We start from the raw sequence: 22,142 nt of genomic DNA on the forward strand, positions 1-22,142 counted from the left end.
GAAACTGTGAACCTATTGGTGACGTTCACCTAAATCCAGAAAGAGAAGCTGCTTAGTAAATAAGCAAATGATGACAACTACCTTGAAAAACGCCGATAATCTAGGGGCAAGTAGCCGCGAACGTGGATTTTGATGAGCTTTTCGGCCATCGTTGGTGAGAAGTCAGAATAATGCTCACGAACAAGTTTCAGTTTTTCAATTCTGAAATGTTCTGAGTAGCGTCGATTACTTGGGCGACCACGCGCTGCGTGTGTAAGACTTTGCGCGCCAGAGAGTCAAGTTGGTTCACCAAACGCCGGATATGACGCGCAGATAGATTCAAAATGACAGCAGCCTCAACTTGGCGTAGTCGTTTTTCACGTACGTCAGTCAGAACCTTGAATCTAAGCATCCGGATAACTCCTAAGCAGACCAATTTAGGTAAGCTTAGGAGGATATTTTAAAACGGCTCAAACCGAACATTACAAAATTGCTCCAACAAGCCAACTGCGTATTATGCTGAATGGTGTGTTGATTTATTGTTAATCATAAATGGTTGTATTTATAAGTTTTTTAAAGTTCTGCAAAGTGAGCAAACCTATCTTTTTTACGCAATTGAATGCAAAATGACTAAGGAAGAAGTCGCTAAACTGTGTTTCAAATTTGTGAGTACACTCTCGGAGTGGGATAAGGGGCATAACACCTCCGGGTGTAAACGACTTATGAGAATGGGGCGGGGCCGGGACTAGCTGCCAGTAATGACTGGCAGCAGTTAATAATGCACTACGATAGGCTTGAGCTTTTAACTGGTCAGCTCGTCACACCACAATAAATATTAGCTGGTATTGATTCAGTCGGACTTAGAAATAAAGCGTCCAGACAACTGCTTAAACTTGCTAGAGCAATTGCGAGAATCGTAAGCTGTTAACTAACGCAACACTAAGTTACAGCGCTAGTATCATTTTTACTGGCGTTTTTCTTTTTACGCTTGTTTTTTTTACCGGCCTTATTATGTGAGGGAAATTGCTCCTCAGTATTTTTTGCTATTGTGTTGAACATATCTGGAGCAAACCGCTCGGAGAAACCAGCAATGAATGCAAAGATATATAATGCTTTATCTAACTCTTTGAAAGTAGAAAGAGCTAAGTCTGATTCTGCTAGTATAACGGTGAAGAATCCAAATATTACACCGATAATACTTCTTGTCATGGCTTCGACACCAACCCCAGATGCACTCATTGTGGAGCGAATGTTGATAGTATTGTGTCGTTGGAGGATGGAAACAAAAGTGCCAGATAGTGCACACAACATAGCTTTGTAGTACAGGGAAAAATCTTCAAATTCGTAAAGTAAACACATCAACATTAGGCCAACAAACATAGTGAAGCTGGTTGAGTATACAAAGAATTTTACTCGTAATGAAGCTACAAATTTCTCATCCAACTCTTCCTCTACAGTCTTAAAAATTTCGTCCACATCAATGGAACAGCTATCCTCAATAGAACTATCAGCATTGATAAGTGAAATTTTGATACAGTGCTGCAGAGACATTGCGATTTTATCTAACGCAAGTTCCAATTCATCACCTTTCAACATTTGTTTGGCTAAAGTCTGTAACTCTCTAGCGCGACTTTGTGCGAGTGCAAAAGGCAGTGATTGAGGGAATTTAAAAGTAAACGTGAATTTTATATCGTTATTTTTATCTAAGTAAAGTTGATAGGTAGAGTGAAAAGCGTACGTTTTCTTGACATTCTTAGTGTCATTTTCTAATTGTTGATATACATTTTGAAAACGCTCTTTTACTTTACTCTTATCGGTGAATTTGTTGGTGTAAGCTGCTGCGTAACATTCATCAGCAATGACGTGCAAACCAGGTCGAGAAAATATCATATTTGAGTTTAATATTCTCTGTTTTACATCAGCATACAATATTTGAGCATCATACTGGCTAGGGCTAGTCCCTCCTAGAGTGAATGAGCAGAGGTTGCCTTTAGTACAATAAAAAACAATTGAATGTGAATTAGCTGCTAATACACTTGATACTTCAGAACCACCCAACTTTTGGCCGTTATCATATTCAGTGAATAGACTTAAACCTTTGCTTAGCCTTCGCTGAATTGCTCTGCGAGTTGATTGTACAATGTTACTTAAATCCTCGGAATCGATACTTAGATCAATTTCGTCTTCAGAAATAGTTTCGTCTTCAGAAATAGTTTCGTCTTCAGAAATAGTTTCGTCTGCGGAAATAAATTCGTCTTCAGAAATAGTTTCGTCTGCGGAAATAAATTCGCCTTCTAGGGTGACCCCTTCATTACTCTTACTTGTCACTGTTCTTACCGTCTTTTTGTATTATCTTTCCATTATACCATTCCCTTTAAACTATATAAAACAAACACCTAACGCACTGCGTTTGCGATGGTTAAAATCGGCGATGAAGTAGGGAAGCCAGGCGTTGGCTTGCTCGATGGTGTTGATGCCTTGTAAGCGCATCTCTTTAACCAGCCGGTCTTGCAGCGTGAGGTTGGCTCGCTCAACGCGGCCTTTGGCTTGGGAGCTGTTGGCACAGATGAGTTCTATCGCCAGTTCTTTCAACACGCGCCCGTATTGAGTTTGGCCAACTTGTTTGTGTTTCTCCTGATTCACTCGAAATATGGAGTGTTTGTCGCTGTAAAATGCAATGGGTTTACCGTGCGCGTCGAGGTATTCACGCGTCGCCAACATGTAGTCAAACGCGGATTCCGTCTCGCTGAATCTTAGGTTCATCAAGCGGCCAGTCGCATCGTCAATGAACACCAATAGGCAGCATTTGTCGCTGCGGCCTTCAAACCAGTCATGATGGGAGCCGTCAATTTGGATAAGTTCACCCAAGCAATCACGACGGTAACGAGGCTGATAGACCCGAGGTTTTCGTTGTGAATGTGGAAGCCACAGTCCGTCGGCGATCATCCATTGACGGAGTGTTTCTTTAGAGACGGATAGATTGTGTCGTTCAGTCAGTTTTTCCAGAGCGAACGTTGGTGAGAAGTCAGAGTAATGCTCACGGATAAGTTTCAGTATTTCAATTCTGAAATGTTCTGAGTAGCGTCGATTACTTGGGCGTCCACGCGCTGCGTGTGTAAGACTTTGAGCGCCAAGAGAGACAAGTTTGTTTACCAAACGTCGGATATGACGGGCAGACAGATTCAAAATGATAGCAGCGTCAACTTGGCGTAGTCGTTTTTCACGTACGTCAGTAAGCACCTTGAATCGATGAATATCTTTTTCACCCATAGTAATAAGCATCCGGATAACTCCTAAGCAGACCAATATAGGTAAGCTTAGGAGGACATTTTAAAATGGCTCAAACCGGACATTACTAAATTGCTCTAACAAGCTCAGTGCGTATTATGTACGTTATGTTAAATTGAATTTGATGTTTATAAGGCAGGACTCTTTGTGTGATGCCCTGCCTTTATTTGGTGTCGATATTCTCTGAATTATACTGTGTATTTAACCATAATGGTTATTTACCATAAAATACCTAATATCCAGTGATAATAATCTTCGATTTTAACCCTGGTATTAGTTAGAGCTTAACCGCCTGCAAATTTAACTTTGTAGCCTTTCTTTTCAAGGTGCGCTTTGATCTTGTCACGAGCGTCACCTTGAATCTCGATGTTGCCATCTTTTACGGATCCACCACAGCCACAGACTTTCTTAAGTTCTGCTGCCATTAGTTTTAATGGTGCATCATCTAGGTCTAAGCCAGTTACGACAGAAACGCCTTTGCCTTTACGGCCTTTGGTTTCTTTTTGAATTCGAACGATACCATCGCCTTTAGGACGCTGGACTTTCTCTTCTTCAGGCTTAATGCGACCTGTTTCTGTTGAATATACTAAACTCATAACTTATTTCTTTTGTTGCTCTGCTTTTTGTTTTGCGAGTAAGTAAGCTTCTATATGACGCTGAATTGCAACCTTGCCGCCTTTGATAAGACGTCCGTTAAACATGCAATACCACGCGTTAGGCTCACCTGTGTCATTCTTTATCTGATAGCCGTTGAAGTTTTCAGTTTGGCCACCAGTTCCTCTCGACTTATTTAACGTCGTGAACTCTTTCGGGTCAATAATAGATGCGGTGTCAATCCACCAATCAATACTCTTTTTCACGGCAGCTAGGTTGCCCTGAATAACATTGTTCTTTAACTTAGCACGCCAAACCGTGTTAGTGGCATCCGTCGATTGCAGATGGACGCTTCGGTAAATTGAATTAGCCATATCCATTAATCATCTTTTTGTTTTCACTACATTAATCATAAGTATACTTATAATGATATCAAGCATAATATGGTAAAAACACCTGTCGAGGTACGGTAATTTGAGAAAAAATGTCCCTATTCTAACCGACTCTGTGAGAATTAATTCATTTGTTGAAAAATTGAACAGGTGCGCGACAATTGAAATTATAGATGAGTTGACAGGATTTCAATACTCTCGTAATTCACTGTTAGGTATCTACAGTGATTGGAATCGCTATCATGCGTTCTGTACCAAACATCGTATTAACACACTTCCCGCATCTATAACCGCTGTTCGTCGTTTTCTCGAGACGGAGTCTAACGATAGAAAATACGCATCTCTAAAACGTTACACCGCAACGCTTAGTATGCTTCATACTGTGTTGAACTTTGCTAATCCAATCAAGCACAGGCAAGTTCGCTTTACCCTGCTCCACTTACAGTCGCAAATGGCCGGTGACGCGAAGCAAACCAATGCTATGACATCTAAGCATCTCACTGATTTAAATGTGTTACTCTCCGACGACAAAGCAAACTTGAAAGAGATCAGGGATATAGCTATTTATAACGTGATGTTCGAGTGTGCTTTAAAACGCTCAGAACTTAAGGCGTTATCAATGACTGATGTTGAGTACGTTGAAGATCATTACCAAGTCACGGTCAAAGGTTCGGCTTATCAGTTGTCACAAATAGCCAGTGTTGCACTTCAACGTTGGCTTTCGTTTACTGGTACACAAGATGAGTTGCCAGTATTTCGTGCGATAGACAAGCATGAGAATATTGGTTTGCAGCCTTTAGATGATTCGTCCATTTACCGGATATTGAGACGAGCTAGCGACTTACTTCAACTGCCGGAAAACCACTATTTCTCTGGAAATTCGATTCGTGTTGGTGCTGCACAAGAGTTGTCGAAACAAGGTCTTAAGGTTAGAGAGATTCAGGACTTTGGCCGCTGGCTTAGCCCCGCAATGCCAGCCCAATATGTTGGCTTTTCGGGTACTGCTGAAAGTGAGAAGATGAAGTTTAAGGCGCTAACCCCTTGGCAATAAACGGTTCGTAGATTATTTGGATATTGTTACTTGGATATAAGTAGCGGCTAAAACGATCGATTTTTAAAAACGGCCAGCTTTAAACCCAACAAGTGCTTTGGCAGAAAACTCAATGCACTTGTTGGGTTTAGCTCTAAGTGAACGAAAACGAGTTAGAAGACCTAAGAAAGACTTGTTCTCACGCAGTTCTCCAAGAACTGGCTGAATTTGTGACCGGCATGCTCAACCATTTTAGGGAACATGGAGATTGGCGTCATACCTGGGAACGTATTTACTTCGTTCAGGTAGATTTCGTTGTCTTGCGTTAGGAAGAAATCAATACGAGACAAGTGACGAAGCTTCATCTGAGTGAAGACTTTGCGTGCGCTGTCTGCAATCAATTCACGCTGTTCATCTGTTAAGTTACTTGCTTCAACTTCGGTAATGGAGTGGCTGTCTGCACTGTACTTCTCTTCGTAAGAGTAAAATGCGCCATTAGGTGCAATCACTTCCCCCGGCTTGCTAATATGTAGCTCGCCATCGATTTCATAAGCAGCAACTTCTAGCTCTCTAGGCACCACTGATTTCTCAACCAATACTTGGTCCGAAAAAGTGAACGCCTTGTTGATCGCTTCGCTTAAATCTTCTACTTGGTTAACTTGGTAACAACCTACGGAAGAGCCTTGACGGGCAGCTTTCACGAACACTTTACCCCAATTTTCAAAGGCTTGAGTCGCTTGTGAGTGAGCTTGTTCATCGTTTTCTGATAAGAATAGATAAGGCGTGTTTGGAATGCCAAGCGCGTCGTACCAAAGCTTTGAAGTGATTTTATTGAAGCTGTTGTTACTTGCTTCTGAACCACAGCCTAGATACGGAATTTTAGCCATTTCAAACAGAGATTGAATGTCACCGGTTTCCCCCGGGAAACCGTGAATACAAGGCACAATGAAATCGACTTTAGATTCTAAATTGTCACCGCGTAAGGTTTGATCGTTAATATCAAGATAAACTAATTCACCTGAATCAAGACACCAGCCCTCGTTTTTAATTTCAACTCTTACAACGTTAAAATCAGCAACGCTATTGAGTTGTTCAAAAAGGTAATTAGCTGAAACTAAAGACACTTCATGCTCTGAAGATCCACCGCCGCAAAGTAGAAGGATGTTTGTGGTGTTCATGGGTAAATTCGGTCCTTGAAACTAGGAATACTGACTTCAATGATAAACAAAAGTCGAGATAGGTACAGTGTTTTGATTGTTAAAATTGCGTTCGAAAGAGCGAGCGATTAACTATTAAACAAAACAGCGAGTCTTAAAACAAAAGAAGGAGCATTTGCCCCTTCTTTATGAATTAAAACTTAGTTCAACTTGTTAAGCGTTGGGTATTCAGAGTTCTTGATGTCATCAATGCTCTTAACAAACGGCTTCAAGTTTTGGAAAGTGCTCGGCAGCGTTGAGATTGCCTTTTTAGCTTCTAAGCGCGTTGCATAGTCACCATAAAGTACGGTGAACCACTTAGTGCCGTTAACCATTTTGTAGTTTTCCCAAACTGGCTGAGAAGTCGTAGGTAGCATTTTCACGAAAGAATCGACTTTACTTTGGCTGCCAACAGCAACAACTTGAACTGTGTAACCAAAACGCTGGTTCATGTCTTGTTGTTTCTTCGTTGGTCCTGTCACTACTGCAACTGGCTTAGCTTTAGTCGTTTGAGTGACTTTCTGTTCAACAGGTTCAGTTCTGATCACGTTGACAACGTTTTCTTCAACAACGCCTGTTTGCTCAGATTGAGATACAACTGGAGCTTCAACTTTGGCCGTCTTGTACTCTTCTTGATAACTATCTGAAGTGACATTGGTAACGTAGTCGTCAGATACACATGCAGCCAAGAGCAGTGGCAAAGTCACAATTGCAAATTTTTTCATGGAAAGCTCTATATCCTTAATAATAATTACTATAAATCATGCCGATACGTCGGTTTAGAATCAAGTTAACTTTGAGATTATACACCATTAGTGGGTGACCTATTTCACAAACTTTATGCAGTGTCTGCTTATTCATCTTAATTCGGTGAATTTGCCATCAACCCGTTAGTGAAAAGTAAGTTACGATGAACTTACGTGCATTGCTAGGATATGTCTATGAATCATCTTGATCCCCTACTTAAACCCCGCTCAATCGCTGTTGTTGGTGCTTCTCAACGAGAAATGCGTGCAGGATATATCGTCATGAACAATTTGTTGCACGGGGATTTCAAAGGTGCGGTGATGCCGGTTACGCCAAAATATGACTCGGTGGCAGGTGTACTCTCTTACAAAAACATTTTGTCGCTGCCGATCGTTCCTGACCTTGCGATATTGTGTACCAATGCGACTCGTAATGTCGCCATTTTTGAAGAGCTGGCTGAGAAAGGCATCGCTTCTGTCATTGTGCTTTCATCCGACATGCAACAACAAAGTGATAATGGCGAGACGTATGACGCAAGATGCCTGGCGATAGCCAAAAAGAACAACATCCGAGTGCTTGGCTCCAATAGTTTGGGGGTGATTGTCCCTTGGTTAAATTTGAACGCATCATTCTCTCCAGTAACAGCATTACCTGGTAAAATCGCCTTTGTTTCTCAATCTGCTGCTGTGTGTACCACGATTTTAGATTGGGCTAATGACAAAGAGATCGGCTTTTCAGCGTTTATCTCGATAGGCAATGGCAGTGATATCGAATTCTCGGAATTATTGGATTACCTGAGTACCGATTCTCATACTGAAGCGATACTACTTTACGTTGATAGCATTACTGATGCTCGGCGCTTTATTTCTGCGGCGCGTGCGGCATCGCGAAACCGACGCATTCTGGTGTTAAAAGGCGGTCGCACGGCGAAAGGCAGAGCGGCGGCCATGGCCCATACTGGCGGTGCTGACACTTTAGACATTATCTATGACTCTGCGATCCGACGTAGTGGCATGCTACGAGTTAAGAACTTACATGAACTGTTTGCTGCGGTAGAAACACTGACTCATTCAGTGCCCTTACGTGGTGAGCGTTTGGCTATTGTTACCAATGGGGGCGGCCCTGCAATTATGGCAGTGGACACCCTATTTGAGCGTGGTGGTAAACTCGCAGAGTTATCTGAAGAGACACTCGACCAATTGAACAAGGTGTTGCCATCGAGTTGGTCTCATAGCAATCCTATCGATATTGTTGGTGATGCTGGTGATCAGCGTTATATCGATACCATAAACATCTTACTCGATGGCGATGAAGCGGATGCGATTCTTATCATGCATAGCCCTTCAGCAATTGCACATTCCGCTAGAACGGCTGAACGAATTATTGAAGCGATTAAGAAGCACCCTCGCCACAAGCGCTTTAACATCCTGACGAATTGGTCTGGTGAGTTAACAGCTAGGCCAGCGAGAAAGCTGTTTACCGAAGCGGGTTTCCCGACCTATCGAACGCCTGAAAGCTCAGTGGTCGCATTCATGCACTTGGTCGAGTACAGACGTAACCAACGTCAGTTAATGGAAACGCCGACCACGGCAGAAAAAGTGCACATTGAAGACTTGGCAGATGCAAAAAATTGGATAGAGCGCCAACTGCTGGATAAAGATACAGTTAGTCTTGATACCCATCAAAACAGTCAGTTTTTCAAGCACTTCAACCTTGATGTGCTACCCACATGGATCGCTTCCGACCCAAGTGAAGCGGTACATATAGCTGAAACAATTGGTTATCCGGTTGCCGTAAAACTTCGTTCTCCAGACATTGCGCATAAGTCGGACGTTCAAGGCGTGATGCTGAATTTACGAAACAGTAGTGAAGTCGCGAATGCCGCTCAGGCAATTCTCGATCGATCTCAATTGTCGTTCCCTACCGCGCATATCCATGGGCTGTTGATTCAAGGAATGGCCAAGCTTGCAGGCGGCCAAGAACTGCGAGTTAAGGTTACAACGGACGAAACCTTTGGCCCTATCATTTTACTTGGCCAAGGTGGCTCTGAGTGGGACGAATCGATTGATGCCGCGGCTGCTTTCCCACCGCTTAACATGACACTGGCCCGTTACTTGATCATTAGGGCGATAAAAAGTGGCAAGATTCGCCTGCAAAAACTGCCTAACCCCATTGATATAGAAGGTTTGTCTGAGCTGTTGGTCCGTATCTCTCAAATGGTGGTGGATTGCCCAGAGATACACGATTTGGATATACACCCAGTACTCGCTAATGGAGACAAATTTACGATATTGGATGCCGATATTATATTGAAAGCCTACGAAGGTGATCCACAAGAAAGACTGGCGATTCGCCCTTACCCTGTAGAGCTTGAAGAACGCATCCAGTTAAAAGATGGGACAGAAGTGTTGCTGCGCCCTATTCTTCCTGAAGATGAACCACTTCATGCCGACTTCATTAATCGTGTCTCTAAAGAGGATCTCTACAAGCGTTTCTTTAGTGATGTGGGCGAGTTTAATCATGAAGCATTAGCTAATTTTACTCAGATTGATTTCGATAGAGAGATTGCGTTTGTAGTGGTACGTGAGGAACAAGGCGTTCCAGCGATTATTGGTGTGTCCCGTGCGCTGATTAACCCAGAGAATACGGACGCTGAATTCGCGATATTGATTCGGTCTGATCTTAAAGGTGTTGGTTTAGGTCGAATTCTTATGACTAAGGTTATCGATTACTGTCGTGCGAAGCAGACAAAACAGATGTCTGGTATGACAATGCCAACCAATAGAGGGATGCTGACACTAGCCCAAAAGCTCGGCTTCGAGCTAGATATCAGTTTTGAATATGGTACTGCAGATATGGTGTTACCGTTACTTTAACGCCCATGTCTTTTTAAGATGTTGGATACACCAAGACTTGGCGTCGCCCATTTTGTTGCGTCGCCAAGCCATCACAATATCGATAGGTTGCGGTTCTGTTCCCGAAATCTGCTGTAGAACGCCAGATTCGATCAATGGTTTCGCTATAACACTCGGTAATGTACCAATCCCTAATCCCGTCGTTAGAGCTTCTACTTTTGCAGGGAAGCTTGTTACGGTTAAACGAGGTTGTTTCTCTAGAATGTTGCGACTTAACGCTGGTTGATCGCGTGCAGTGTCTGCAATTGCAATAACCCTGTAACTTTCCCTCGCCTTTTGGTCGAACTCGCCAGAGCGCTTATGAACGTAGTGGCTTGATGCCGCGACCCATACCATTTCCATCTTACCAATGGTGTCACTTTTCATATCGTTTGGAATCGTGTCGAGCTTGGGACATACCAACAAATCGGCTCGGCCATCTGTCAGGGATTCCCAACATCCGGCTAAGATCTCTTCTTGTAAGCGAACACGTGTTTTGCTGATTTTCCCGAGTTCGTCGACCAACGGGAAGAAATTGGCAATAGGAATGATGCCATCAAAGGCAATGGTTAAATCGAGCTCCCAGCCATTAGCAAGAATATTCGCATCGTTAACGAGTTGTTCAGTGGCACCAAGAATGATTCTACCTTGCTCTAATATTAACTGCCCCGCTTCCGTGAAATTTGCACGGTGGCCTGAGCGATCAAAAATCATGATATCTAAGTCTTGTTCTAACTTCTGGATTTGATAACTCAATGAAGAAGGTGCTCGGTCCAGTTCATTCGCTGCAGCTGCGAAACTCCCACGACGATCAATGGCATCTAATATGTGTAATGCTTCAAGTGTTATTGGACTATGCATAGCTTTCCTACTTTATAAATGAGATCTGAATCACAAAAACAGAAGCATTCATGCCGCGAATGGAACTGTAAAAGTCTTTTTAATACAGGTATTTAAGAGTATTAATTATGAATTAGTTGATAAGATTGAAAATTATTTAAATGCAAATAATAGTAATTATCATTTGGATCCAATATTATCTTTCGCAAATCAAGATAAGACTATGGAACTAAGGTAACTATCAGATGTATAAGCAATCCCTACTCTCTGCTTCAATCGTTTTAGCGCTTTCATCAACATCAGCCTTTGCTGACGATTATGCCCTATTTGATGAGGTTGTTGTATCTTCGACTCGTACTAATCAAACACTTATCAATACAGCAGCTTCTGTTACTGTCATTTCGGATAAGCAAATTGAAGAGAATATGGCGAAAGATGTGAATGAAATCTTCGAATACACTCCGGGTGTAACGATGAATTCAAGCTCTCGCCAAGGCGCACAGACTATCAACATTCGTGGCATGGAAGGTAAACGCGTTAAGATTTTGGTCGATGGCTCTTCTCAGCCAGGTTCATTTGATGGTGGTCCATACGCATTTATCAATTCTAGCGGTATTTCAATTGATCCCGACATGCTTAAAAGTGTCGAAATTATCAAAGGTGCTGCTTCAAGTTTACACGGAAGTGACGCAATTGGTGGTGTTGTTGCCTTTGAAACTAAAGACCCTTCTGATTTCTTGAAAGATGGCGAAGACTTCGGTGGCCAAGCGAAACTGTCTTACTCTTCAGAAGATAATTCTTTTAGTGAGCATGTTGCATTAGCTAATCGATTCGGTGATTTAGAAACATTGGTTGCCTACACTCGTCGTGACGGTGAAGAGCTTCAAAACTTCCGCGACTCTAATAACTTAGAGAATTACGCAGTAGAAGATCAAGACACATCAGCCGATAACCTATTGGTAAAATTGCAATATCAATTGAATGAAAGCCATCGTATTGAGTTTCTAGCTGAGCTAATCAAAGACACTTCAGACTCTGACATTTATCACTCAAGCTACGATAGCTACACGGGTGCAGATGATACAGAGCAAAATCGATTTGCGATTAAACACATTTGGTTCGCTGATGGCGCAATTGCCGATACCGTGACCAGCAAAGTGTCGTACATTTCTAAAGAAGAGAATGGTGTGACGAAGCGCTTTAAACCTGCAGGTCCTGGTTTCCCCCCTTATGTCCCTGCTAACAATGACAATCTTCAAACAAAAGACTATGAATACACCGAAGATAAGCTAGAGATAGAAACACAGCTTGATAAAGAGATTAATAACCATTACCTAGTTTATGGTGCTACTTATACACATAGTGACATCAGCAATACAAATATGGAGTACAACTCTGATCCTGCGACTGATGACAAGCTTTATGTATACACTCCTGATGCTAAAGAACAAAAGTTTGGTCTATTTGTACAAGACGAAATTAGTTTATTGAATGACAAGCTCATTGTTACCCCAGGAGTACGCTTTGATTACTTCTCAACAGATCCAGGAAAAAATACAGCTGAATCACTAACTGATTTCTCAGATTCTGCAGTAACAGGGCGTTTAGGTACGACTTACAAACTCACAGATACAGGTACTGTGTTTGGGCAAATTAGCCAAGGCTTTAGAGCTCCTTCATTTGATGAACTGTACTATACATATGACAACCCTGGTCACGGTTACGTAAACGATCCGAACCCAGATTTGAAATCAGAAACAAGTATTTCATACGAGTTAGGGTACCGTCACAATACTCAGGCTTCTTCATCTGAAATTGCCGCTTACTACAGTGATTACGATGATTTCATTGAAACTGTGGTAACGAAGAAAGTTGGTGGTACGACACACTACTCTAATGTTAACTTAGAATCTGCAACGATTAAGGGCATTGAGTTCTCTAACACGTTACTTTGGGATGTTTTAGTGGGAGCGCCTGAAGGCATCTCAACTCATTTCGTGGCGTCTTACACTGAAGGTGAAGACGGTAACGGAAATGCACTAAACAGTGTGAACCCTTGGAATGCTGTATTAGGTCTTAACTATGATGCGCCAAGCCAAAACTGGGGTACTAGCCTTAAATTAAACTATACGGCTGATAAATCTGGTTCAGACATCAACTTTGATGATGAAAATGGCGGTAACGCTGGTCAAGCTGAGCTTCCAAGTGCAACCGTTGTTGATTTAACGGCTTACTACAAGCCTATCAAAGACTTAACGATTCGTGGCGGTGTGTTCAACCTAACAAACGAAGAATACTACCGTTGGAATGATGTTCGCGGAGATGATGAGCTTTACAAAGAAAACTCTCAAGCGGAAAGAAACTATGGCATTTCAGCTAAATACGAATTCTAATTCGTTAAAAAGCTGAACTGCAGATACTAAAAAGCCAGCTAAATGCTGGCTTTTATTATTTCACTAAAAATTGTATCAAAAAGGGGTAAGTGAAATTACTTCTCTGCCATTTCTTTCTTAACCATTACTGCAGCAGCAATGATAAAAGTGATGATTAGACCTAGTTCCATGATTAACTCCAAAGAAAATTAACATTAAACATATAATTCGCAAGCATGATAACAACAACCGATACAGAATGATACTTTTTAACCGCTAATTCAGTTTTTATTCGATTTAGATCAAAAAAGATGCTCTAAAGCATCTTTTTGTACATTAACCATTCATGAAACAACTCGGTTAGCCAGGAAAACCATCAGGGTTGGTTGACTGCCAGCGCCATGTATCTTCGGTCATTTCAGTCAGTGTGCGTGTCGCATTCCAACCGAGTTCTTTTTGAGCTTTGGCTGGGTCTGCCCAACATTCAGCAATGTCACCCGGACGACGATCAACAAGTTGGTAAGGGATATCTTTGCCGCTCGCTTTTTCAAATGCTTTAACCATATCTAATACACTTGAACCGTTACCTGTACCAAGGTTGTAGATATGAAGACCGTCTTTACGCCCTACTTTCTCGAGCGCTGCAATGTGGCCGTCAGATAGATCCATTACATGGATGTAATCACGAACACCGGTCCCATCTTTTGTTGGGTAATCACTACCAAAGACAGATAGGAATTCACGTCGGCCCACTGCTACTTGAGAGACAAATGGCATTAAGTTATTTGGGATACCTTGCGGGTCTTCACCTAGCTCACCACTTGGATGTGAACCTACAGGGTTAAAGTAACGCAGCAGTGTAATACTCCAATCCGGATTGGCTTTTTGGAAATCGGTTAAACACTCTTCAACCATTAGCTTACTTCGACCGTAAGGGTTCGTCGCACTAGTTGGAAAATCTTCTGTGATAGGCACACTCGCAGGATCGCCGTACACCGTTGCTGAAGAACTGAATACTAAAGTTTTAACACCAGCGTCACGCATTGCATCAACAAGAACTAACGTGCCATTTACGTTATTGTCGTAGTATTCAAGAGGCTTTGCCACTGACTCACCGACTGCTTTAAGGCCTGCAAAATGGATAACCGCTTCGATGTTATGTTTCTTCATGGTTTCAGTTAAAAGCGCTTTATCACGAACGTCGCCTTCAATGAAGCTAGGGCGAACGCCAGATACCTTTTCGATACGCTCTAGAACGCTTGGTTTACTGTTGTACAAGCTATCAAAAAGTACAGGAGTCATACCTGCGTTAATCATCTGGATACTTGTATGGCTACCAATGTAACCCATGCCACCTGTAACTAGAACATTCATGTTTAGCAGACCTTTTAATTAAAAATACTCAACCTATCACTTATGATACAACAACTTAGGTTGAGGTCACAAATGCCTGAGGCAATTAACCATCATGAGAGAACACAAATTGCCCTTTTCCTTTGCGTTTCGCTTGGTACATCGCCTCATCAGCAATTCTCAGAATCACGTCAATATCGCGCTCAGAGCCATCAACTAAATGGATCCCCAAGCTTGCTCCAACATGAAGTGAGCTCTGTTTATAATTTACTTCTTGTTCAATAAGCTCTAACAATCGTTCAGCTAACTTAACCAACAAGGCTTTGTTTGTCTGTTTAATAATAAGAACGAATTCATCTCCCGACAAACGTGCAACCAAATCACCTGCCCGTACCTGAGATAACAGCCTATTTGATACTTGTTTGAGAATTGCGTCGCCCGCATCGTGTCCATAATTATCGTTAACGTGTTTAAAACCATCAAGATCCAAATAGATCACCGCAAAGAGCTGATTTGAATAATGACTAGAGGTTATGACATCATCCATCACCTTATACAGTTGAGCCCTATTGGCTAATCCTGTTAACGCGTCGTGATGAGCCAAGTGTTCGAGCCTCTCCATCTCTTTGACGTTAGATAAATCCGACAGCGTTAATACCATATCAAACTCATCTTTTTCATTGTCTGATGAAACTCTATTCACTTTGACAAACATTGGAATCAAGGTGCCAGACGCACTCTTCTCCCAGATTTCTCCTTGCCACTGGCCATAATTTTCCAATGAGCTACGAATAGTCGGCATTAATGAAGAGAATTGTTGCCAAGAAAATGCTTCAAATGGTGTTTTGTCCACCAGCAGATCGGCGTGATAACCGAGAAGTTGAGTCACAGCTGGGTTAACCATAGTAATTACATTAGACGAATTTAATACTATAAGCCCGTCTTTACTGTTCTCGAAAACACCTGCCGCAATACGTTGGCGGCTCATTGCTATCTCTATTTCAGTTACATCTTGTATTGCATAAAGTATACGGCCCTGTTTTGACAGCGAACGACTACTCACACGAAGCCAGCGCTTTGATTGAAATAGATCTGTGGTTTCAAGTAGTTCGTCATTGAGCTCAATATTGGCGTCGATGACGTCTTGTAAAAATCCTTTTTGCTTCGTTGTGATCAGCTCTTGGATCAACAAGTTGTCAAGAAACGCTTCTGAGCACTTAAAAATATCACGAGTGGCGACATTCGCATGAACGATGAGCCCTTTGTCGTCCACGACTAACAACGAGTGCTGAACGGTTTCAACCACTTCATTTGCGAATGATTTTTCTTCTTGTAATTTATCTAGCGTAAAATTGATTTGGTTATCGCGATGTTGAAGCCTTTCCAGCATGGTATTGAATGCGCGAACCAGATCCCCTATCTCATCACGGTTGGTTGCGACTAATTTTGGTTGTTCTGATCGGCGCTCAACAAAGGCTTGCATCGCCTCATTGAGGTCAAACATCGGCTCGATAATCAAGCGTTGAACCAATTTGACCAATATTCCCCCTAATATGACCAGAAACAACAGGTAGACGGCTGCAACCTTGAAAATATTCGTTAAGATCGAATTAAACGTCTGTTTTGATATCGTCACTCTCAAGTTCGCGATAACAGCATCATCCAGAGTCACCGGAACAAGCAAAAAGATGAAATGTTCAGAGATGGCAAATTGATGATCCGCGATATCAATTAATTCATCAGCAGTCGGCCTTGGGATCAAGGTATTGCTCACTTGATAGTTAGCAAATAACTGCTCATTAGTGTCATAGAGCTTTACCCTCACAATATCTCTATCTGCAATGAACGCTGATAAAATCTCCTGAGCAGACGACTTATCTTCAAATAAGATTGCTGCTTGTAGGTTATATGCTACCCCTTGCGCCAATACCTTAACTCGCTGGATCAGGCTCTCTTTCTCTCGCTCAAAAGTGACAGTGTAATTAACTGATTGAATAGTGACGAAAGTAACCCCGATAAAGATAATAATCGGCAAGATCAACTTGTTTTTAATCGATATATTATTAATGAAAGACAGCATTACTGGCCCTCCACTATAGCGATTCGTAACAAATTTGAACCGATGATATATTCACCACGTCTCGCGTTTGTTAAGTTGATTTTAGGTTTGAGCTTGTTATCAATGTGCGTTAACTCAATGATACCTCCCATATCCGTAAAGTTAGGAATATCACTGATCGTGACAGTATGGGGTGAGTGTGCATTGCTACTAAATTCGTTATTATCCAGATCAGATAGATAGGTGATATCACACTTAGGCGCCACCGATTGTTGAACTCGGATATCGAGTGAACGAATAGATTTCCCTTCTGTAATTGACGCTAGTACTTTGCTTACTTTTTTATCGCCGATAACGCAAAAGTTAACAACATTCATTGTGCTTTCGTCATTCCAACGAATAAAGTTCGCAATTCTAAACAGGTACACCGCTTTAACTTCATGCGGTTTGAAGCTAGCCGCCGATGTATTCCAAGGCACAATAAGCATAGTCAAAGCGGCCAGGCTTAATTTAGTGAAGCAGAGCTTAATGCGGTGCTTAAGCCATTTAGAATTCATGAGAGACCCTCACATACACCGACTCTTGATTGACGCTTTTCTGAGATGTGAATTCAGCTTGATAGCCGTCACTCTTACCTATGTTTTCAACAACCACTTCAATTAAAGGCGCTGCGGACGATTTTTTCCATGCGAGACGCGCATCAAAGGTTATTTCATGCGGGTAAGATTGCCATTCATATTGAGTGCCATCACCCGCTACCCAATAGTCTGGGTAATTCACATTAATGTACTGGCCTATCACATCGAATTGCCAACTATCGGTGATATTCCACATCAACTGTGCCGTAGCTAAATGTTCATTATCAATATCGTAATAAACACTCGTTTGAGGGCTAGATTTAGGGTCATCACCTATATTTTCACCTTCTAGCGTTGTGTAAGCGTAGCTTAGGTAGCTGGTTAGATCTTCAGTTAGGTGATAACTCGCCCCCAACTCTAACCCATAAGTTTTCGCTTTATAGTCGTCAGATAGCGCGCCGACATAGACATGATTTGCCGGGATATCGCTAGCGTCATAACTATGGAAGCGAAGGTTGTCATGTTCACTTAAATATATCGTCGCATCGAGCTCGAAGTTTGAATTGTTAGAATAGCGATATCCCATCTCAGCTGTAATGACACTCTCTGTTTCTAGGTTCGAGTTCGATTTATAGACATCGAGGTAACTGTCATTTGAATCGGCATAGTAACTGTTGAAGTAGTATGTGGAGTTTGAATCCATATAAGAAGGCGCAACGACCGCACGACTTAGTCCCGCCCAGACAGAGTGACGTTGATTTAACTTGTATAAACCGCGCAGTTGAGGTGAAAGTTCCGTCGAATCACTCTGTGTAAAGTGTTCTACCTTAGCGCCAACCGTAATAGATAGTGCTTCGGTCAATTGAATTTGAGATTGAACAAAAGCATTCGCAATATAGTCATTTGCTGATTTAATGTTATAAGCTCGACCGTAGTAATCTGGGTTATACCAATCGACGTCAGAAACTTGGCTTGAAGAGAAGTCGAGATACATGTATCGCAATCCACCGCCGAGTGTCATTTGATGGCTTACCGATAACTGGCTGATATAGGTAGAGTCAAAATCGATGGTGGAATAGCTTCCCGGGGCGTCTGGCGCATTGTCCTCATTATACTCTCCCCATAGCGAATACGAGAGTGTCGAATTTTCTTCAAAATGAAGGGAGTCGTTAAATTGGACGTAAAAAGATTGACTCTTGTTATCGAAATCATTGGATTCTGATTCGACAAACGATCCTGAGTTGTCATACTGGAACGTGTACAGCTCAGACTCATAAAAGCTTTTTTCACCGCCTATACGTAATGACCAACTTTCATTGGTATTGCTCGGTTGAAACACCATACCAGCAGTTTGCGCTTTCCATTTTTCAGATTCGTTTGTGCGATACGTTGGTTCTTCTCGGTACTTATAAAACGCACGAGCGTTCACATTGTCGTTCAAGCTTAAGCCCTGACGAACGCTAAACTCATAGTTATCCGTATTAGAAGCGACACCAGAGAGATAAGTCCCCTGTGTATCATTAGCAGACTTAGTAATGATATTTACGACGCCGTTGACAGCATTGCCTCCCCAAATTGTACCACCCGGCCCTTTTAGTACTTCGATTCGGTCAATATCAGCGAGTACGTAATCAACGTCGGACCAATAAGTTCCACCATAGACAGGGCTAAATAGGCTCCGCCCATCCATCATCACCAACATTTTGTTATAGAGACCGTCATGAAATCCTCTTGTAGAGACAAACCAAGATGTTTCATTGAATTTAGTAACTTTTAAACCCGGTACGAGTTTTAAAACTTCGGCGATACTTTTTGCACCGCTGCGCTGAATTCGCTCGTTTGAAAGTACATACACAGACGAGGGAATATCTGTGAGTTTTTGAGTAACCTTAGATGCTGTTTCCATTTCAACATCTAACATAGATAGCTCTTCAAGGCTCATTGACATGAGTTGATCTAGAGAGTTTTCCTGAGCCATTACACAAGCTGGTGTGGTCAATGCTAATCCTAAGCAAACTGGTCGGGAAATCATACGCTCACCTAATATACAGACAAATATTAATGTTTTTATTGATAATAGACTATATATGAAATGCTGTACTAATAAATTCATAACCGCAAAACTTTGAGTTAGGTCACTGTTTAATTCTGTCATTTATACGAACGTCTTTAGATACAACAACGTAAAGGATTAACACCACGTGACAACGAAGATTCTGCTTAATTGCGACATGGGAGAAAGTTTCGGTAACTGGAAGATGGGCGATGATGAATCTGTCATGGAATGGGTTGATATGGCGAACATTGCTTGTGGTTTTCACGCTTCCGATCCGCACGTTATGTCCAAGACCATTAAACTGGCTCAGCACTATCATACTCAAATTGGTGCTCACCCCGGTTATCAAGATTTAGTTGGTTTTGGACGTCGCTCTATCCCCCATACCATGGATGAAATCAGTGAACTGGTTTGCTATCAAGTCGGTGCACTACAAGCGCTTTGCCGCTATCACCATACCTCTGTCGGCTACGTGAAACCTCATGGTGCCCTTTACAACGATATGATGGCAAATATCGATGTGTTCAACGCTGTTGCCCAAGCGGTCGCTGAGTTTAATATCCCCTTGATGATTCTCTCTTCATCAGACAATCAGCAATACTTGGATATTGCTGACGATCACGACTTGCCACTCTTATTTGAAGCATTTGCCGATCGTGCCTATTTAAATAACGGACAGTTATCACCGCGAACTCAAAAAGGCTCGGTTTACGTCAATCAAGACGACATCTACAACCAAGTCATGCAAATCATTAACTATGGTTCTGTCACGACCATTGAAGGTGAAAGGCTACCCATTGAAGCGGATACCATCTGTGTCCATGGCGATAACCCTCAATCCATCGCATTAATTAGAAAAATCAGACAAGACCTCAATGCTTTTAACTAGCGCGTGTGATGTGTAGGGCGCACGGCTTAATCGCTTGCCTAACCAATAACTCATAAAATCTAGTTCCTGGACATGGAAGTTAGACACGCCAAGTAATCAAACCAAAGGTAAGCAAACAAACGTATGGAAACGAAATGACGACGAATCAGATTGAATTCAATATAGTGCCAGTCGCAGAATGTAGTATCTTGGTCACCTTGACGCTATCGCCTTCAAATAAACAATCTAGTGCTGAATATGCGCAGTACATGGCTCACTTTTCCGATGCTATTCGCCAAAACTTAGCATCAGTGTTGATGAATGTGACACCGGCTTACCACACCGTTCTGGTAGACTACTTGCCTTATCGAGTTTCAGAACATCAGTTCATTCAACAACTCAATGATTTGTTGAATCACTCTCTATCGTCTTTCTCTAATGTGAGTAACACTCGTAATACTATTGATCTTCCTGCCTATTATTCACCCGAAACGGCGCTCGATTTAGACAGGTATCAAGACAAAGACCTGTCTCTGGACGATATTATTCAATACCACACCTCACAGACATACAGCGTCAGTGCGATTGGGTTTACGCCTGGCTTTGCGTTTATGTCTGATGTGGTTAATGAGCTTGCTTTGCCCCGTCATTCCACACCCCGCTTAAATGTACCGAAAGGCAGTATCGCCATCGCGGATACAAAAACGGCTGTGTACCCTTCGGATTCACCGGGTGGCTGGAATATTATTGGCAATTGCCCGCTGCCGTTGTTTGAGCACAGCCAATTGAAGAACGCTGGTAACACGCAAACGCCACTATCACTACTTAATGTCGGTGACACCGTTCGTTTCACCGCGATATCAAAACAAGAATTTATTGAGCTTAGGTTTATGGCGATTAGTGGAGGTGCCGTTAATGGTTAAAACAATAGCTAAACCAACACTGACAGTGATTAAGCCCGGACCGTTGAGTCTAATTCAAGACTTTGGGCGATTTGGTGTTGCTCACCTTGGATTGACACAAGGAGGTCCGGTTGATGATTACTCTTATAGCTGGGCCAATCACTTATTGGGAAACCCAGTAAACCGAGCGGTATTGGAAATTACGCTTGGGCAATGCGCGTTGCGAATCGATTTTGATTGCGAAATGGCATTATGTGGTGGCGATTTACAAGCTAAGCTCGATGGTAAACCACTATCTAACTGGCGTACTTTTCAAGCTTTCGAAGGGCAAGTTCTTTCATTTGGTTTACCTAAAAATGGTCTAAGGGCGTATTTAGCCGTTAAGGGTGGCTTCGATGTTCCATTAACTCTTCATAGCTGTTCTACAGTGACTCGTGAAAAGATTGGTGGATTAACACAAGATGGAGAGCCATGCCAGCAAGGGCAACAAATAGCTTTTACCCAACACCAACTATCTCGCCCATTTAAAGCACTGAGTGTCACCTTCCGATACACACCTAATTACAACCTACCAGTGAACCTACGAGTTATTGAAGGTTATCAAAGCGAGCTATTCTCGAAGTCAGCAAAAGAGACTTTGTATAACGCACAGTATAACGTTGATCAAAACTCTAATCGGATGGGCTATCGACTTAGTGGCGACCCAGTCGCCTCGCCTGAGATTTCGCTTTTGTCAGAAGGTATCGCCTTAGGCTCTATTCAAATCCCCCAAGATGGGCAGCCTATCGTGTTGCTAAATGATAGGCAGACCATTGGTGGTTACCCGAAGATTGGTTGCGTCGCGAGAATCGACTTACCACGCTTAGCACAAGCCAAGCCTGGACATGAAATATCGTTTAGTAAAGGCGACAGGCTGGGCTTACAAGATGTATGGTGTCAGTGGGCGCAATTTTTCGGTTATTGATGCGCACCTTTAGATAAATGCCACTCGATC

At 42.3% G+C, this 22,142-nt stretch carries 17 protein-coding genes and 1 pseudogene; 6 read left to right on the forward strand and 12 right to left on the reverse strand.

All coding sequences use genetic code 11. The features are described 5' to 3' along the window. Positions 1-187: 187 nt before the first annotated feature. The 5 genes and pseudogenes from FTW16_RS14425 to FTW16_RS14450 form a co-directional block, all read right to left on the reverse strand. Positions 188-391 carry a hypothetical protein gene (locus FTW16_RS14425; RefSeq protein ID WP_146491578.1) on the reverse strand — a complete coding sequence of 68 codons (204 nt, stop codon included), beginning with the start codon at positions 389-391 and terminating at the stop codon, positions 188-190. 527 nt (positions 392-918) lie between these two features. Further along, the gene (locus FTW16_RS14435; protein WP_146491579.1) at positions 919-2,307 is read right to left on the reverse strand and encodes a hypothetical protein; all 1,389 of its coding nucleotides are present in this window, start codon (positions 2,305-2,307) and stop codon (positions 919-921) included. Between the two features lie 84 nt (positions 2,308-2,391). Further along, positions 2,392-3,249 (reverse strand): annotated as a pseudogene (locus tag FTW16_RS14440) (ISNCY family transposase); the annotation flags it as partial. Between the two features lie 302 nt (positions 3,250-3,551). Continuing rightward, positions 3,552-3,863 (reverse strand): stress response translation initiation inhibitor YciH, encoded by a 312-nt coding sequence (yciH, locus tag FTW16_RS14445; RefSeq protein WP_008221404.1) that lies wholly within the window; start codon positions 3,861-3,863, stop codon positions 3,552-3,554. Positions 3,864-3,866: 3 nt separating this feature from the next. Then, positions 3,867-4,235, reverse strand: a complete 369-nt coding sequence (locus FTW16_RS14450; protein WP_060981728.1) for a DUF3319 domain-containing protein — start codon at positions 4,233-4,235, stop codon at positions 3,867-3,869. A gap of 100 nt (positions 4,236-4,335) precedes the next feature. Between FTW16_RS14450 and FTW16_RS14455 the strand changes: the two genes are divergently transcribed. Continuing rightward, positions 4,336-5,304, forward strand: a complete 969-nt coding sequence (locus FTW16_RS14455; protein WP_146491580.1) for a tyrosine-type recombinase/integrase — start codon at positions 4,336-4,338, stop codon at positions 5,302-5,304. Between the two features lie 161 nt (positions 5,305-5,465). Here the strand turns inward: FTW16_RS14455 and FTW16_RS14460 are convergent, their stop codons facing one another. Both FTW16_RS14460 and FTW16_RS14465 read right to left on the reverse strand, forming a co-directional pair. Next, complete coding sequence (locus tag FTW16_RS14460) at positions 5,466-6,461, reverse strand: D-alanine--D-alanine ligase (RefSeq protein WP_146491581.1); 996 nt, start codon at positions 6,459-6,461, stop codon at positions 5,466-5,468. 179 nt (positions 6,462-6,640) lie between these two features. Next, positions 6,641-7,204, reverse strand: a complete 564-nt coding sequence (locus tag FTW16_RS14465) for an SPOR domain-containing protein (protein WP_060981319.1) — start codon at positions 7,202-7,204, stop codon at positions 6,641-6,643. Between the two features lie 216 nt (positions 7,205-7,420). Here FTW16_RS14465 and FTW16_RS14470 point away from each other — a divergent pair, with 216 nt between their 5' ends. Further along, entirely contained in the window at positions 7,421-10,102 is a 2,682-nt protein-coding gene (locus FTW16_RS14470; protein WP_146491582.1) for a bifunctional acetate--CoA ligase family protein/GNAT family N-acetyltransferase, read from the forward strand. On the opposite strand, the gene FTW16_RS14475 is transcribed toward FTW16_RS14470, so the two are convergent. Next, positions 10,094-10,981 carry a LysR family transcriptional regulator gene (locus tag FTW16_RS14475; protein WP_146491583.1) on the reverse strand — a complete coding sequence of 296 codons (888 nt, stop codon included), beginning with the start codon at positions 10,979-10,981 and terminating at the stop codon, positions 10,094-10,096. The genes FTW16_RS14470 and FTW16_RS14475 overlap by 9 nt on opposite strands. A 224-nt stretch (positions 10,982-11,205) precedes the next feature. On the opposite strand from FTW16_RS14475, the gene FTW16_RS14480 reads away from it, so the two are divergent. Further along, positions 11,206-13,353, forward strand: coding sequence for a TonB-dependent hemoglobin/transferrin/lactoferrin family receptor (locus FTW16_RS14480; protein ID WP_146491584.1), 2,148 nt, complete (start codon positions 11,206-11,208; stop codon positions 13,351-13,353). A gap of 339 nt (positions 13,354-13,692) precedes the next feature. Here FTW16_RS14480 and galE read toward each other — a convergent pair whose 3' ends face one another. From galE to FTW16_RS14500, 4 genes are all read right to left on the reverse strand, one after another. Then, positions 13,693-14,706, reverse strand: a complete 1,014-nt coding sequence (gene galE, locus FTW16_RS14485; RefSeq protein ID WP_061016972.1) for a UDP-glucose 4-epimerase GalE — start codon at positions 14,704-14,706, stop codon at positions 13,693-13,695. An 85-nt stretch (positions 14,707-14,791) separates the two neighbouring features. Next, positions 14,792-16,765: a diguanylate cyclase gene (locus FTW16_RS14490; protein ID WP_146491585.1), complete on the reverse strand. Its 1,974-nt coding sequence runs from the start codon at positions 16,763-16,765 to the stop codon at positions 14,792-14,794. Continuing rightward, entirely contained in the window at positions 16,765-17,301 is a 537-nt protein-coding gene (locus FTW16_RS14495; RefSeq protein ID WP_146491586.1) for a YfiR family protein, read from the reverse strand. Before FTW16_RS14495 ends, FTW16_RS14490 begins: the two co-directional genes overlap by 1 nt. Then, positions 17,291-19,354: a TonB-dependent receptor plug domain-containing protein gene (locus FTW16_RS14500; RefSeq protein ID WP_146491587.1), complete on the reverse strand. Its 2,064-nt coding sequence runs from the start codon at positions 19,352-19,354 to the stop codon at positions 17,291-17,293. The genes FTW16_RS14495 and FTW16_RS14500 overlap by 11 nt, the downstream gene beginning before the upstream one ends. Before the next feature lie 169 nt (positions 19,355-19,523). On the opposite strand from FTW16_RS14500, the gene FTW16_RS14505 reads away from it, so the two are divergent. The 3 genes from FTW16_RS14505 (at position 19,524) to FTW16_RS14515 (ending at position 22,112) form a co-directional block, all read left to right on the forward strand. Then, positions 19,524-20,267 (forward strand): 5-oxoprolinase subunit PxpA, encoded by a 744-nt coding sequence (locus FTW16_RS14505; RefSeq protein WP_017095551.1) that lies wholly within the window; start codon positions 19,524-19,526, stop codon positions 20,265-20,267. 134 nt (positions 20,268-20,401) lie between these two features. After that, the gene (locus tag FTW16_RS14510; protein ID WP_146491588.1) at positions 20,402-21,169 is read left to right on the forward strand and encodes a 5-oxoprolinase subunit B family protein; all 768 of its coding nucleotides are present in this window, start codon (positions 20,402-20,404) and stop codon (positions 21,167-21,169) included. Continuing rightward, the gene (locus FTW16_RS14515) at positions 21,162-22,112 is read left to right on the forward strand and encodes a biotin-dependent carboxyltransferase family protein (RefSeq protein ID WP_146491589.1); all 951 of its coding nucleotides are present in this window, start codon (positions 21,162-21,164) and stop codon (positions 22,110-22,112) included. Before FTW16_RS14510 ends, FTW16_RS14515 begins: the two co-directional genes overlap by 8 nt. Positions 22,113-22,142 lie beyond the last annotated feature (30 nt).

Origin of the sequence: Vibrio sp. T20, assembly GCF_007858795.1 — a bacterium.
GTDB lineage: Bacteria > Pseudomonadota > Gammaproteobacteria > Enterobacterales > Vibrionaceae > Vibrio > Vibrio satsumensis.

Excerpts from the sequence above, each read along its gene's own strand:
- FTW16_RS14475 (WP_146491583.1), bottom strand. The coding sequence starts at position 10,981 with ATGCATAGTCCAATAACACTTGAAGCATTACACATATTAGATGCCATT.
- FTW16_RS14490 (WP_146491585.1), bottom strand. The coding sequence starts at position 16,765 with ATGCTGTCTTTCATTAATAATATATCGATTAAAAACAAGTTGATCTTG.
- FTW16_RS14460 (WP_146491581.1), bottom strand. The coding sequence starts at position 6,461 with ATGAACACCACAAACATCCTTCTACTTTGCGGCGGTGGATCTTCAGAG.
- yciH (WP_008221404.1), bottom strand. The coding sequence starts at position 3,863 with ATGAGTTTAGTATATTCAACAGAAACAGGTCGCATTAAGCCTGAAGAA.
- FTW16_RS14500 (WP_146491587.1), bottom strand. The coding sequence starts at position 19,354 with ATGATTTCCCGACCAGTTTGCTTAGGATTAGCATTGACCACACCAGCT.
- FTW16_RS14425 (WP_146491578.1), bottom strand. The coding sequence starts at position 391 with ATGCTTAGATTCAAGGTTCTGACTGACGTACGTGAAAAACGACTACGC.
- FTW16_RS14510 (WP_146491588.1), top strand. The coding sequence starts at position 20,402 with ATGACGACGAATCAGATTGAATTCAATATAGTGCCAGTCGCAGAATGT.
- FTW16_RS14515 (WP_146491589.1), top strand. The coding sequence starts at position 21,162 with ATGGTTAAAACAATAGCTAAACCAACACTGACAGTGATTAAGCCCGGA.
- FTW16_RS14450 (WP_060981728.1), bottom strand. The coding sequence starts at position 4,235 with ATGGCTAATTCAATTTACCGAAGCGTCCATCTGCAATCGACGGATGCC.
- FTW16_RS14480 (WP_146491584.1), top strand. The coding sequence starts at position 11,206 with ATGTATAAGCAATCCCTACTCTCTGCTTCAATCGTTTTAGCGCTTTCA.
- galE (WP_061016972.1), bottom strand. The coding sequence starts at position 14,706 with ATGAATGTTCTAGTTACAGGTGGCATGGGTTACATTGGTAGCCATACA.
- FTW16_RS14495 (WP_146491586.1), bottom strand. The coding sequence starts at position 17,301 with ATGAATTCTAAATGGCTTAAGCACCGCATTAAGCTCTGCTTCACTAAA.
- FTW16_RS14470 (WP_146491582.1), top strand. The coding sequence starts at position 7,421 with ATGAATCATCTTGATCCCCTACTTAAACCCCGCTCAATCGCTGTTGTT.
- FTW16_RS14465 (WP_060981319.1), bottom strand. The coding sequence starts at position 7,204 with ATGAAAAAATTTGCAATTGTGACTTTGCCACTGCTCTTGGCTGCATGT.